General features: G+C 58.0%; 12 protein-coding genes. 2 read left to right on the forward strand and 10 right to left on the reverse strand.

Going from position 1 to position 11,712, the window contains the following annotated elements:
* Positions 1 to 639: 639 nt before the first annotated feature.
* The 8 genes from phaeop14_RS14370 to rpsL form a co-directional block, all read right to left on the reverse strand.
* The gene (locus phaeop14_RS14370) at positions 640 to 936 is read right to left on the reverse strand and encodes a 50S ribosomal protein L23 (RefSeq protein ID WP_014876008.1); all 297 of its coding nucleotides are present in this window, start codon (positions 934 to 936) and stop codon (positions 640 to 642) included.
* Positions 933 to 1,550, reverse strand: coding sequence for a 50S ribosomal protein L4 (gene rplD / locus phaeop14_RS14375; protein WP_040174834.1), 618 nt, complete (start codon positions 1,548 to 1,550; stop codon positions 933 to 935). Before rplD ends, phaeop14_RS14370 begins: the two co-directional genes overlap by 4 nt.
* The gene (gene rplC / locus phaeop14_RS14380; protein ID WP_024095823.1) at positions 1,547 to 2,260 is read right to left on the reverse strand and encodes a 50S ribosomal protein L3; all 714 of its coding nucleotides are present in this window, start codon (positions 2,258 to 2,260) and stop codon (positions 1,547 to 1,549) included. Before rplC ends, rplD begins: the two co-directional genes overlap by 4 nt.
* Before the next feature lie 18 nt (positions 2,261 to 2,278).
* Entirely contained in the window at positions 2,279 to 2,593 is a 315-nt protein-coding gene (gene rpsJ, locus phaeop14_RS14385) for a 30S ribosomal protein S10 (RefSeq protein ID WP_008563081.1), read from the reverse strand.
* Positions 2,594 to 3,191: 598 nt separating this feature from the next.
* The gene (gene tuf, locus phaeop14_RS14390; RefSeq protein WP_024095804.1) at positions 3,192 to 4,367 is read right to left on the reverse strand and encodes an elongation factor Tu; all 1,176 of its coding nucleotides are present in this window, start codon (positions 4,365 to 4,367) and stop codon (positions 3,192 to 3,194) included.
* A 66-nt stretch (positions 4,368 to 4,433) separates the two neighbouring features.
* Positions 4,434 to 6,554, reverse strand: a complete 2,121-nt coding sequence (gene fusA / locus phaeop14_RS14395; protein WP_040173605.1) for an elongation factor G — start codon at positions 6,552 to 6,554, stop codon at positions 4,434 to 4,436.
* Positions 6,555 to 6,572: 18 nt separating this feature from the next.
* Positions 6,573 to 7,043 carry a 30S ribosomal protein S7 gene (gene rpsG / locus phaeop14_RS14400; RefSeq protein WP_014876015.1) on the reverse strand — a complete coding sequence of 157 codons (471 nt, stop codon included), beginning with the start codon at positions 7,041 to 7,043 and terminating at the stop codon, positions 6,573 to 6,575.
* Between the two features lie 15 nt (positions 7,044 to 7,058).
* Entirely contained in the window at positions 7,059 to 7,430 is a 372-nt protein-coding gene (gene rpsL, locus phaeop14_RS14405) for a 30S ribosomal protein S12 (RefSeq protein WP_005621086.1), read from the reverse strand.
* A 414-nt stretch (positions 7,431 to 7,844) separates the two neighbouring features.
* Here rpsL and phaeop14_RS14410 point away from each other — a divergent pair, with 414 nt between their 5' ends.
* A complete protein-coding gene (locus tag phaeop14_RS14410; RefSeq protein WP_040182874.1) occupies positions 7,845 to 8,621 on the forward strand; it encodes a putative rhamnosyl transferase in 777 nt (258 codons plus the stop codon).
* Positions 8,622 to 8,627: 6 nt separating this feature from the next.
* Here the strand turns inward: phaeop14_RS14410 and phaeop14_RS14415 are convergent, their stop codons facing one another.
* Positions 8,628 to 9,530, reverse strand: a complete 903-nt coding sequence (locus phaeop14_RS14415) for a DMT family transporter (RefSeq protein ID WP_096789931.1) — start codon at positions 9,528 to 9,530, stop codon at positions 8,628 to 8,630.
* Positions 9,527 to 10,351 carry a glycosyltransferase gene (locus phaeop14_RS14420; protein ID WP_096790324.1) on the reverse strand — a complete coding sequence of 275 codons (825 nt, stop codon included), beginning with the start codon at positions 10,349 to 10,351 and terminating at the stop codon, positions 9,527 to 9,529. The genes phaeop14_RS14415 and phaeop14_RS14420 overlap by 4 nt, the downstream gene beginning before the upstream one ends.
* Positions 10,352 to 10,654: 303 nt before the next feature.
* Between phaeop14_RS14420 and phaeop14_RS14425 the strand changes: the two genes are divergently transcribed.
* Positions 10,655 to 11,671, forward strand: a complete 1,017-nt coding sequence (locus phaeop14_RS14425; protein WP_096789932.1) for an alpha/beta hydrolase family protein — start codon at positions 10,655 to 10,657, stop codon at positions 11,669 to 11,671.
* Positions 11,672 to 11,712 lie beyond the last annotated feature (41 nt).

Consider the following 11,712-nt stretch of genomic DNA (forward strand, 5'->3'; position numbering starts at 1 on the left):
GGCTCCCGATGCGTTCGTTATCACTAGGATAGCATCGATGAAGGACCTTAACCTCACGACACAAGGTAGAAACCTTGTGACGTCCCATCGAAAGGACAGTCAGAGATCGCGATGAAACCCAACTATTTTAAACCCACCCCCAAGGACGATCTGGGATTGAAATAGCCCAAGAAGCCACGGGTAAAGAAACTGATTTTGCGTATGCGGACGCACGGCAAACCCTGCAGAGAGAATTTCTGCACCAGGTTATCCACCGAAATACCAGCTCGAATTCTTAAGCGCATTTTGCGAGCTTTGTGAAATTTTCAGCTCTTCGGCCTGTCACCGCCCTGAGTTGCGAGTCCTGATTTTACTATTGGACAAAGAGATATACCCTTGCGAGAGGATAGCTTAAGCTGTGAAATAGTCTTGAGGTTGGGCAAGCGCGGCGTTCATGCAGGTGTAGTATCTGCTCTTTCAGCCTCCAGGCCGCAGACCGAGCAGCGCCCGGCCCTCCCCGTCAAACCGCAGGTTTGCCTTCGGCCAAACGGGAGGGCGCGTCACGCCCACTTAGAGTCAGGCGCTGCCCTTCGTAGTACTCACCAACGAAAAAGGCCCCCGCTTTCGCAGGGGCCTTCTTAAGTCTCAGACAAACAGATCTCAGAGTCCGGTGGACACGTCGATGGTGTTGCCTTCTTCCAGGGTCACATAGGCTTTCTTCACGTCTTTACGCTTGCCCAGCTGGCCGCGGAAACGCTTGACCTTGCCCTTGGTGATGGTGGTGTTGACCGCTTTGACCTTCACACCAAAGAGCGCCTCGACGGCTTCTTTGATCTGGGGCTTGTTGGAGTCGATCGACACTTCAAACACCACTGCACCGGTTTCGGATGCCATGGTTGCTTTTTCAGTGATGATCGGCTTGCGGATCACGTCGTAGTGTTCTGCCTTCGCGCTCATTTCAGGCGAGCCTCCAGTGCTTCGACACCTGCTTTGGTGAGCACCAGGGTGTCACGCTTCAGGATGTCATAGACGTTTGCGCCCATTGTCGGCAGGATATCCAGACCGTCGATGTTGCGCGCGGCGCGGGCAAAGCCCTCGTCCACGGATGCGCCATCGATGACCAGTGCGCGCTTCCAACCCAGGTCTTTGACCTGCTTGGCCAGAGCGGCTGTCTTGCCTGCGGAATCGGCGTTTTCAATAACGACCAGTTCACCCGCTTTTGCCTTGGCGGACAGCGCGTGGCGCAGACCCAGCTTGCGGAATTTCTTGGTCAGATCGTGGCCGTGCGAACGCGGGGTCGGACCCTTGTAGATACCACCCTTGCGGAAGATCGGCGCGTTACGGTCACCGTGACGCGCGCCACCGGTGCCTTTTTGGCGATAGATCTTCTTGGTCGAGTAGGAGGTCTCGGAGCGGGTCTTGACCTTGTGCGTGCCCTGCTGCGCGTTGTTACGCTGCCAGCGCACCACACGGTGCAGGATGTCGGTGCGCGGCTCGAGGCCGAACAGCTCTGCATCCAGCTCGATGTCGCCGGCTTTGGCGCCGTCCAGTTTGATCACATCAAGTTTCATGCTTCACCACCTTCCGCGGAGACTTCTTCCGCTGCAGCCGACTTCAGAGCTGCCGGATAGGGCAGACCTTCGGGGGCTTTCTTTTTCACGGCGTCTTTAACGGTGACCCAGCCACCTTTGGAGCCGGGAACGGCGCCTTTGATCATGATCAGGCCACGATCGGCGTCGGTCTTGACGACTTCAAGGTTCTGAGTGGTCACGCGGGCAGCACCCATGTGGCCGGCCATTTTCTTGCCTTTGAAAACCTTGCCGGGATCCTGACACTGACCGGTCGAACCGTGGGAACGGTGGGAGATCGACACACCGTGCGAGGCGCGCAGACCACCAAAGTTCCAGCGCTTCATCGCACCGGCAAAACCTTTACCGATGGAGGTGCCGGTCACGTCGACCTTCTGACCTTCCAGGAAGTGCTCTGCGGAGATTTCCGCACCCACTTCGATCAGGCCATCTGCAGGCACGCGGAATTCAACCAGCTTGCGCTTGGGCTCAACCTTCGCTGCTGCGAAGTGGCCGCGCATGGCTTTGGAGACGCGCTTGACCTTGGCCGAACCTGCGCCGAGCTGAACAGCTGTGTAGCCGTCTTTTTCCTCGGTGCGCTGTGCGGTCACTTGCAGGCCGTCCAGCTGAAGAACGGTCACAGGAACCTGCTTGCCGTCTTCGAGGAACAGCCGGGTCATGCCGACTTTCTTTGCGATAATACCAGAGCGCATATTCATTACCCTCCGATCTTAGGATTGCAGCTTGATTTCGACGTCCACACCAGCGGCGAGGTCGAGCTTCATCAGCGCGTCCACGGTCTGGGGGGTCGGATCAACGATGTCCAGGAGCCGCTTGTGGGTGCGGATCTCGAACTGGTCACGAGATTTCTTGTCAACGTGCGGGCCACGCAGAACGGTGAATTTCTCAATCTTGTTCGGCAGGGGGATCGGGCCGCGCACCTGCGCGCCGGTCCGCTTGGCAGTGTTCACGATTTCCTGCGTGCTGGCGTCCAGTACGCGGAAGTCGAATGCCTTCAGCCGGATACGGATATTTTGGCTTTGCATAGTCGTGCCTTTTTTCTCAGGCGTTGGGGTTGAGAGGAGGGCAAGCGACCACCGCGCACCCTCATCGAACCCAAAAGGCGGGAATCACCCCGCCTCATCCTCGCAATGCGAGATGGCGCCGTATACGCCTGTTGGACCAGTGTGGCAAGGGGGTTTGAGGGCGCCACGATAAGCGGTGATCAAAATGCGAAAAGCGCGCTGCTGGGCTTGGCTTTCCTAGCGCCATGCGCGGCAGGAAAAAGGCCGCAACGGCTGCTAACCCGTAGGGTGTTGCGATTTCCGGAGGGAACTCAACAGCGCAATAGAACCGCGAAAATCCGCATTCTGACACCCGTCAATACTTTCACATGTGAAGTTTCGGCGTGGGCAACTTCAGCTCAACTGACCACAGCGAAGCAACCTAACAACCATCGTGTAAGCGCAACACACCATTCACTTTTCCCAAATATTACGGAACGCGATGCAGAGCCTCGCATAGAAAAAAGGCCGCCCCAGTTGGAGCGGCCTTTCTATCATCTCACCTGAGTGGCCCTCGGCAGTTTTCCCGAAGGAAAACCGCCTGCCGCCACAGGCCAGAGTTTCCGTTGGAAACTCGACCTTACTCAGTGATTTTCGACACAACGCCGGCGCCGACGGTGCGGCCGCCTTCGCGGATCGCGAAGCGCAGGCCCTGCTCCATCGCGATCGGTGCGATCAGTTCAACGTCGAACTTCAGGTTGTCGCCCGGCATAACCATCTCGGTGCCCTCAGGCAGGGTCACGGTGCCGGTCACGTCGGTGGTGCGGAAGTAGAACTGCGGACGGTAGTTCGCGAAGAACGGGGTGTGACGACCACCTTCTTCTTTGGTGAGGATATAGGCCTCAGCTTCGAACTTGGTGTGCGGCTTCACGGAACCCGGCTTACACAGAACCTGACCACGCTCAACGCCGTCACGGTCGACACCACGCAGCAGCGCGCCGATGTTGTCGCCGGCTTCACCACGATCCAGCAGCTTGCGGAACATTTCCACACCGGTACAGGTGGTGGTGGAGGTGTCACGGATACCAACGATTTCGATCGAGTCGCCAACGTTGATCACGCCGCGCTCAACACGACCGGTCACAACGGTACCACGACCGGAGATCGAGAACACGTCTTCGATCGGCATCAGGAACGGCTGGTCAACAGCACGCTCAGGGGTGTCGATGTAATCGTCAACAGCCGCCATCAGCTCCTTGATTTTCTCTTCGCCGATTTCAGGCTTGTTGCCTTCCATCGCCGCCAGAGCGGACCCTGCGATGATCGGGATATCGTCGCCGGGGTAGTCGTAGGACGACAGCAGCTCGCGGATTTCCATTTCGACCAGCTCCAGGAGCTCTTCGTCGTCAACCTGGTCCACTTTGTTCATGAACACGACCATCTTCGGGATGCCAACCTGGCGGCCCAGCAGGATGTGCTCGCGGGTCTGCGGCATCGGGCCGTCAGCAGCGTTCACAACCAGGATCGCGCCGTCCATCTGCGCCGCACCGGTGATCATGTTCTTCACATAGTCAGCGTGGCCGGGGCAGTCGACGTGGGCGTAGTGACGGCCTTCGGTCTCATATTCCACGTGCGCGGTGGAGATGGTGATCCCGCGCGCTTTCTCTTCAGGTGCGCCGTCGATCTGGTCGTAGGCTTTGAAGTCACCAAAATACTTGGTGATCGCTGCGGTCAGCGTGGTCTTGCCGTGGTCAACGTGGCCGATGGTGCCGATGTTGACGTGCGGTTTTGTACGTTCAAACTTTTCCTTAGCCATGAGAGGCCTCCTTTTCGTGTTGAGAAGGGCACGCGCCGTGGCGCGAACCCCTCAATATCTGTTCGCTTATGCGAATTTTGCCTGGATCTCGTCAGAGATGTTCTGCGGAACCGGATCGTAGTGATCGAACTGCATGGTGAACTGGGCGCGGCCCGAGCTCATCGAACGCAGGGTGTTGATGTAGCCGAACATGTTCGCCAGCGGCACAAATGCGTCGATCGCAATTGCGTTGCCGCGGGGCTCCTGGCCGGTCACCTGACCACGACGCGAGGTCAAATCGCCGATGATGCCACCGGTGTAATCCTCAGGTGTGATAACTTCCACCTTCATGATCGGTTCCAGCATCTTGGCGCCAGCTTTGCGCATGCCTTCACGCATACACATACGTGCTGCGATTTCGAAGGCCAGAACGCTGGAGTCAACGTCGTGGAACTTACCGTCGATCAGAGCAACCTTGAAGTCGATCACGGGGAAGCCAGCCAGCGGGCCGCTATCCATGACGGACTGGACGCCCTTTTCAACACCCGGGATGTATTCCTTCGGAACCGCACCACCAACGATGCGGGATTCGAAGGAATAACCTTCGCCAGGCTCTGTCGGCGAGATGATCATCTTCACTTCAGCGAACTGACCCGAACCACCCGACTGTTTCTTGTGGGTGTAGGTGTGTTCGACTTCGTGACCGATGGTCTCACGGTAAGCAACCTGCGGCGCACCGATGTTGGCTTCGACCTTGAATTCACGCTTCAGACGGTCAACCAGGATGTCCAGGTGAAGTTCGCCCATGCCCTTCATGATGGTCTGACCAGACTCGATGTCGGTCTCCACGCGGAAGGACGGATCTTCGGCAGCAAGACGCTGCAGACCCTGGGACATTTTCTCCTGGTCGGCCTTGGTTTTCGGCTCAACCGCGATCTCGATCACCGGATCGGGGAAGGTCATGGTTTCCAGAACAACAGGATCGTTGACGGCGCAAAGCGTGTCACCGGTTGTGGTGTCTTTCAGACCTGCCAGCGCGATGATGTCGCCCGCAAAGGCTTCCGTGATTTCCTCACGGTCATTGGAGTGCATCATCATCATCCGGCCAACGCGCTCTTTACGACCTTTGGTCGAGTTCAGCAACGTGTCGCCCTTGTTCAGCACACCGGAGTAGATCCGGGTGAAGGTCAGCGAGCCAACAAAGGGGTCGTTCATGATTTTGAACGCCAGCCCCGAGAACGCCATGTCGTCGTCCGCACGGCGGGCAATATCACGGGTTTCGGTTTCATCACCGGGCTTAAAGCCCATGTAATCGACAACATCCAGCGGGCTGGGCAGATAGTCGATGACAGCGTTGAGCAGCGGCTGAACACCCTTGTTCTTGAACGCGGAACCACCCAGAACCGGAACAAAAGCCAGCTCCAGAGTCCCTTTGCGCAGCAGCGCGCGCAGGGTAGCGACGTCCGGCTCAGCACCGTCCATCAGGTAGTTTTCCATCGCAGCGTCGTCCATTTCGACGGCCGCTTCGATCATCTTACCGCGCCATTCGTCGGCCATGTCTTTCAGGCTGTCACGGATCGGTGCTTTGATCCACGACGCGCCAAGGTCTTCACCCTGCCACAGCCATTCTTCCATGTTGACCAGATCAACCAGGCCTTCCAGCTCGGTCTCTGCGCCGATCGGGATACCAACCGGAACCGCGCGGGCGCCAGTACGGTCTTCGATCATGTTGACGCAGTTGAAGAAGTCAGCGCCGATTTTGTCCATCTTGTTGACGAACACCATACGCGGAACCTTGTAGCGGTCAGCCTGACGCCACACGGTTTCGGTCTGGGGTTCAACACCAGCGTTGGCGTCCAGAACGCAGACAGCACCGTCGAGAACCGCCAGCGAACGCTCAACTTCAATGGTGAAGTCAACGTGGCCGGGGGTGTCGATGATGTTCAGGCGGTGCTTGGGCGAGTCAGCAGTTTCACCGTCTTCGGTGCGTTCCCAGAACGTGGTGGTCGCAGCCGAGGTGATGGTGATGCCGCGTTCCTGCTCCTGCTCCATCCAGTCCATGGTGGCTGCACCATCGTGCACCTCACCAATATTGTGGGATTTGCCGGTGTAATACAGGATGCGCTCGGAGCAGGTGGTTTTACCTGCATCGATGTGCGCCATGATACCGAAGTTACGGTATAGTTCGAGCGGATATTCGCGTGCCATAGGTTTGGGTCCCCTAGCTTACCAGCGATAATGGGAGAAGGCTTTGTTGGCCTCTGCCATCTTGTGGGTGTCTTCGCGCTTCTTCACGGCGGTACCGCGGGACTGAACAGCGTCCAGCAGCTCACCGGCGAGGCGTTCTTCCATGGTGTTTTCGTTGCGCGCGCGGGCCGCTTTGATCAGCCAGCGGATCGCCAGGGCTTCGCGGCGCTCGGGGCGCACTTCAACGGGCACCTGGTAGGTTGCACCACCCACACGACGCGAGCGCACTTCGACGGAAGGCTTCACGTTGTCCAGGGCTTCGTGGAACACTTCCACGGGGGCACGTTTGATTTTCGATTCAACGCGGTCGAATGCGTTGTAAACGATGCTTTCTGCGACCGACTTTTTACCATCGATCATCAGGTTGTTCATGAATTTGGTCAGAACGCGGTCGCCAAACTTGGCGTCGGGCAGAACTTCGCGTTTCTCAGCAGCGTGACGGCGAGACATTTATCAATATCCTTCTTACTTAGGACGCTTCGCGCCGTACTTGGAGCGGCGTTGCTTACGGTCTTTGACGCCCTGGGTATCCAGAACACCACGCAGGATGTGGTAACGGACACCGGGAAGGTCTTTTACACGGCCGCCACGGATCAGAACCACGGAGTGCTCCTGAAGGTTGTGGCTTTCACCCGGGATGTAGGAGATCACTTCGAAACCGTTGGTCAGGCGAACCTTCGCAACTTTCCGCATAGCGGAGTTCGGTTTCTTTGGTGTGGTGGTATACACACGGGTGCAGACGCCGCGCTTTTGCGGGCACTGTTCCAGGTGCATGGACTTAGAGCGTTTTACTTTCGGCTGCCGCGGCTTGCGGATCAGCTGTTGGATCGTTGGCATTCCGGTTCTTTCCCCGTCTCAACAACACATGTGTCATGCACGTCCTTGAACGTACGGCTAAATTCGTCGCACTTACGCGTCCGCAAGCGCAAAAACCGCAATCGTTTCCATTCCGAGGTAAACGACGCGGTGGGTTTACAGAGGATCCGCACAAATAGGCGCGCGAGATCTTGGGCCACTTAGATTTTGATATCGGCTTTTGGGGCGACCCCCGGGTGCCGGATAGGCGGGCGTATATGGGGAGTCGCGGGGGATGTCAACAGCGGCCCCGGCGCGCACGACACCGACAGACATGACCAACGCCGGGTCGAGACCGGTGCGAGCGCCTTGCTTGTTTGTGCAACCAGCGCGGTGCATAGTCCCATGCAACCAGTCGGCCCAAATCAGAGGCCGTGGATGTGAGGGTGTACCGCGATGCAGGTCATAGGTCTATGCCGGTTTTCCTACCCGGCCATCGGCGGCTTTCAGGTGGAACATGACAGTCTGGAGGCGCGGATCGCCTATCTCTATGCAGAGGCGCGCCTGGAGGAGCGGTTTCAGCTGATGGAGCGGGTCGCCCTGCCCTGCCTGCGCGCCCAGACCGATCCGGATTTCACGCTGGTGATTGTCATCGGCGACAGCCTGCCCGCGGTACATGTCGCGCGACTGCGCGCGTTGACAGCGGATATGCCGCAGGTGCAGATCCGCGCCCTGCCCCCTGGCCCGCACCGGAAGGTGATGAAACAGGTGCTGAATGACGCCCGCCATGATTCCCGTGCCCCCTGTTTGCAGTTTCGCCATGATGACGATGATGCGGTGTCAGTCGATTTTGTTGAACGGCTGCGACAGACCGCTCAGGACTGCCAGCTGCTGATCGCCCGTAACCAAACCCTCGCAATTGATTTCTGCAAGGGGTTCACCGCCCGGTTCCAGCCGGATGGGATTTATGCAGCTGAGGTTCACCGCCCCTATTTTGTTGCCGCAATGGGGATGTATGTGGCGGGGGGCTGCGGACAGAGCATCATGAACTTCGCCCACCACAAGATTGCCCGTTTCATGCCCAGCATCACGATCCCGGATGCGCCAATGTTCGTGCGTACACTCAATGCCTCCAATGATTCCCGACAGAAGGGCGCCAAGGAGCCTGAGTTGACCCGTCTTACCCCGGAGCAAGAGGGCGAATTCGAGGCGCGCTTTGCGATCACGAGGTAAGCCGCGTTATTCCGGTGGCGACAGGTCAGGCACGGCGGCACGGCGCGGGCGCTCACGCAACAGGCTGAAAACGCCCGCAGCGACGACAATGGCCGCCCCGATAAGGGTGAGCGTATCAGGCCAGCTGTCAAACATCAGCCACCCCAAGAGCAGCGCCCAAAGCAGGCCCGTGTAGCGAAACGGCGAGACCGCCGCCACGTCCCCCACCCGCATCACCATCACTGAAAACAGATAGCCGACAAAGATGCAGCCCGCTGCCAATAGCAGGATCAGCGTGGTCGGCAGGGTCAGCGGCTGCCATGTCTCCTGTAGGCCAAGCCCGAGGCCAAACACCAACACCGACACAGCCGCCATCAATGTAACCGTCAGCGACGGCACCGCCGCCGACATGCGCCGGGTAAAGAGATCACGGGCCGTTACGCAGAGAACAGCCGCAAGCGCATAGCCGGTGCCGGTATCAAATCCCTCAGTGCCGGGGCGCACGATCAGCAACATGCCGAGGAACCCCGCACCGATGGCTGTGGCCCGTCGCCAGCCGACCTGCTCTCCGAACAGCAGCACGGCCGCCAGCGTCACCGTCAGCGGCAGCATCTGCAAAATGGCTGTCACATTTGCGATCGGCAGGGTTAGCAGTGCGCTGAGAAAGAAATAGGTGGTGGCAATCTCAGCAAGGCTGCGCCCGGCAACCAGGGCCCAGTCGCGCCGCGTCAGAGACAGACGCAGGCCGCCATAACTCCGCGCCAGCGCATAAATCAGCAGGCTGACCGCAACACCGCGCACCACAAGGATCTGCGAAAGCGGCAGGCTTTGCCCGGCAAGTTTGACCATCCCGTCATTAAGGGTGAAGCCAGCCATACTGCCCACCATCAACAGCGCGCCCAGCTGATTGCCTGTCAGCCGAGAGATCACGGCAACACGTCCCGGAGTTGATCGGGGGTCAGGGCGAAATGGCGATCCAGCGCTGTGGTAATTTCTGCTTCGGACATCTTATGTGTGATCCCCATTTGCGCCGGGCGGGATTTGTTGTCGCCATGAATGGTGCGCAGGAAGCCAGGCGTCGAGATGTCAGAATACGTGTTCCAATGCTGCGCGTAGCGGCGGTGATTATACCGATATGGATTGTCGCGATACTCAACTGGCGCCACAAGCGCCGCCCCCACCGACAAAGGCGCCTTCTCACAGGCGTCAAAAATGTCATCCGTCGCACCATCCGGCCCCTGCGTGCGCCGCAGGTAAAGGCCGCGGTTGTTGGCTAGGATAAAAGGCGTATCGCCGCTCTGCAGAGGGATCAATCCCATCGCAAGGCGGCGATTGCGGGCGACATAGTCCAGATCCACCGCATCGTCATCATCCAGCCGGAACATCAGCCGATGCGTCGCACCATCAAGCGGAACCGCGTTATAACCCTGCTTCAGCATTCGATAATGGGCACCGGGGCCGACGGGCATCAGGGTGATATTGGAAGCAGGTTCCAGCAGACGCGCAAGGCGCTCCAGATAGATCTCCGGCATATCCTCAGCGGTGAGGACGATCAGATGAAACCCCTGATCGCTCTGCCGCAACAGGGACCGCAGACACAGGCGTTCGAACACCCGAAACCGCAGCTCCATCCGCTCTGGTGCAAAGAGATGGGCAGCAGTGTCCTCAAGGGTCGCGAACCGTTCGGAATAATAGGTCGGGGTCAGCACGGAAAAGCGCACAAGGCCGACAATGCTGAGTTTGATATCCATATCCAAGCGCCCCCAATCGCAGCCCGGACGGACCGGGCGGTGTTGAGCGCAAAAGATCATTCCCAAGGCTCGTTGGAAAGATCATAAATCGCCCCGCCCCGAGACAGCGCGGTCGGCCCGCAACCGAAGCCGCTGCACCGAAAACCGTGATGTCCGCAAATCGCGTTGGTCCGCTTCGAGCCCATTTTACCGATGCTGCGGATCGCTCGAATGTCCACTTTTTTGGAAAGAGCCAAACCGAGCGACGAGAGCGTTGAAAATTGTCAAAAATTTCTAGAGCCTTGGCGTTGAAGGAGACTCAGAATGGCAGTTTGCGGCTACAGATCCGGTGTAATTAAGGACGCGTCACGATCCAACTGGCATAACAATTCTGAACGCCCAATCGCATGGTCAGCATGGTACCCAATTGAGGATTTAGAGAGCGGTGAGCAGACTTCAGGACAGTTTTTTGAGCTTGGCGATGTTAAATTAGATGCCGCACTGACAACCAGAAAAAGACTGCCGGTCGTACTTCTATCCCATGGCACTGGCGGCACAGCCGAGAGCCTCGGATGGCTGGCGCGAGCACTTGCAGGTGAAGGCTATGTGGTCTTGGGGGCAAATCACCACGGCAACACCGGTTTGGAACCATATCTCGCCGAGGGCTTTCTGTGCTGGTGGGAACGAGCGACAGACTTGTCCGTGATGCTATCGTCACTTGGGACGAGCGGTTTCTTTGCTGACAGGTTAGACTTCGATCAGGTTTCAGCGGTTGGTTTTTCTCTTGGGGGCTATACGGTTATGGCACTTGCAGGTGCCCAAACCAGTCTGGAAGAGTTTGAGGGCTGGCGCAGCGCGAACGGGATTTCTGAAGGCGGCCCGAAAGAGTTTCCAAATGCGGCGGACAGCATTTCCACACTGACGGAAACGTCAGATGCCTTTCGCCGGTCTTGGGCCGAGCACGGACGTGACCGTTCCGACAATCGGATAAAGTCGGTGGTTGCGATTGCTCCGGCACTACCGATCCGATCCTTCACTCCACAATCAGTCGCCGAAATTGAGCTACCCGTCGTAATCCTGACTGGAGGAGCGGACAACGAAGCACCGTCAGAGCATTGTGGCGACTGGCTAGTTTCGCAAAATGCCCGGTTTCAACGTCATGACCTAGGCAAACAAGTGGGCCATTACACTTTCCTAGATTTCCCCTCGGACAAGTCCCTCGTTGGAAAAGCACATATCTTTTCCGATCATGACAGCGTTGATCGTAACCAAGTGCATGAACAGGCCGCAGAAATCGTAATGCAAAGTCTAGCGGCATCTGAAAGCAAAGGTAGTGACTGACGATACTTGAGCGCGGAAGCAGCCCTTGGCGCAGCTGCAGC

The organism is Phaeobacter piscinae (assembly GCF_002407245.1).
Classification (GTDB): domain Bacteria; phylum Pseudomonadota; class Alphaproteobacteria; order Rhodobacterales; family Rhodobacteraceae; genus Phaeobacter; species Phaeobacter piscinae.

What these genes read in the sequence shown, in the direction of transcription:
- phaeop14_RS14370 (WP_014876008.1), bottom strand. Translation starts at nt 936, where the DNA reads ATGAGCGCGAAGGCAGAACACTACGACGTGATCCGCAAGCCGATCATC.
- rplD (WP_040174834.1), bottom strand. Translation starts at nt 1,550, where the DNA reads ATGAAACTTGATGTGATCAAACTGGACGGCGCCAAAGCCGGCGACATC.
- rplC (WP_024095823.1), bottom strand. Translation starts at nt 2,260, where the DNA reads ATGCGCTCTGGTATTATCGCAAAGAAAGTCGGCATGACCCGGCTGTTC.
- rpsJ (WP_008563081.1), bottom strand. Translation starts at nt 2,593, where the DNA reads ATGCAAAGCCAAAATATCCGTATCCGGCTGAAGGCATTCGACTTCCGC.
- tuf (WP_024095804.1), bottom strand. Translation starts at nt 4,367, where the DNA reads ATGGCTAAGGAAAAGTTTGAACGTACAAAACCGCACGTCAACATCGGC.
- fusA (WP_040173605.1), bottom strand. Translation starts at nt 6,554, where the DNA reads ATGGCACGCGAATATCCGCTCGAACTATACCGTAACTTCGGTATCATG.
- rpsG (WP_014876015.1), bottom strand. Translation starts at nt 7,043, where the DNA reads ATGTCTCGCCGTCACGCTGCTGAGAAACGCGAAGTTCTGCCCGACGCC.
- rpsL (WP_005621086.1), bottom strand. Translation starts at nt 7,430, where the DNA reads ATGCCAACGATCCAACAGCTGATCCGCAAGCCGCGGCAGCCGAAAGTA.
- phaeop14_RS14410 (WP_040182874.1), top strand. Translation starts at nt 7,845, where the DNA reads ATGCAGGTCATAGGTCTATGCCGGTTTTCCTACCCGGCCATCGGCGGC.
- phaeop14_RS14420 (WP_096790324.1), bottom strand. Translation starts at nt 10,351, where the DNA reads ATGGATATCAAACTCAGCATTGTCGGCCTTGTGCGCTTTTCCGTGCTG.
- phaeop14_RS14425 (WP_096789932.1), top strand. Translation starts at nt 10,655, where the DNA reads ATGGCAGTTTGCGGCTACAGATCCGGTGTAATTAAGGACGCGTCACGA.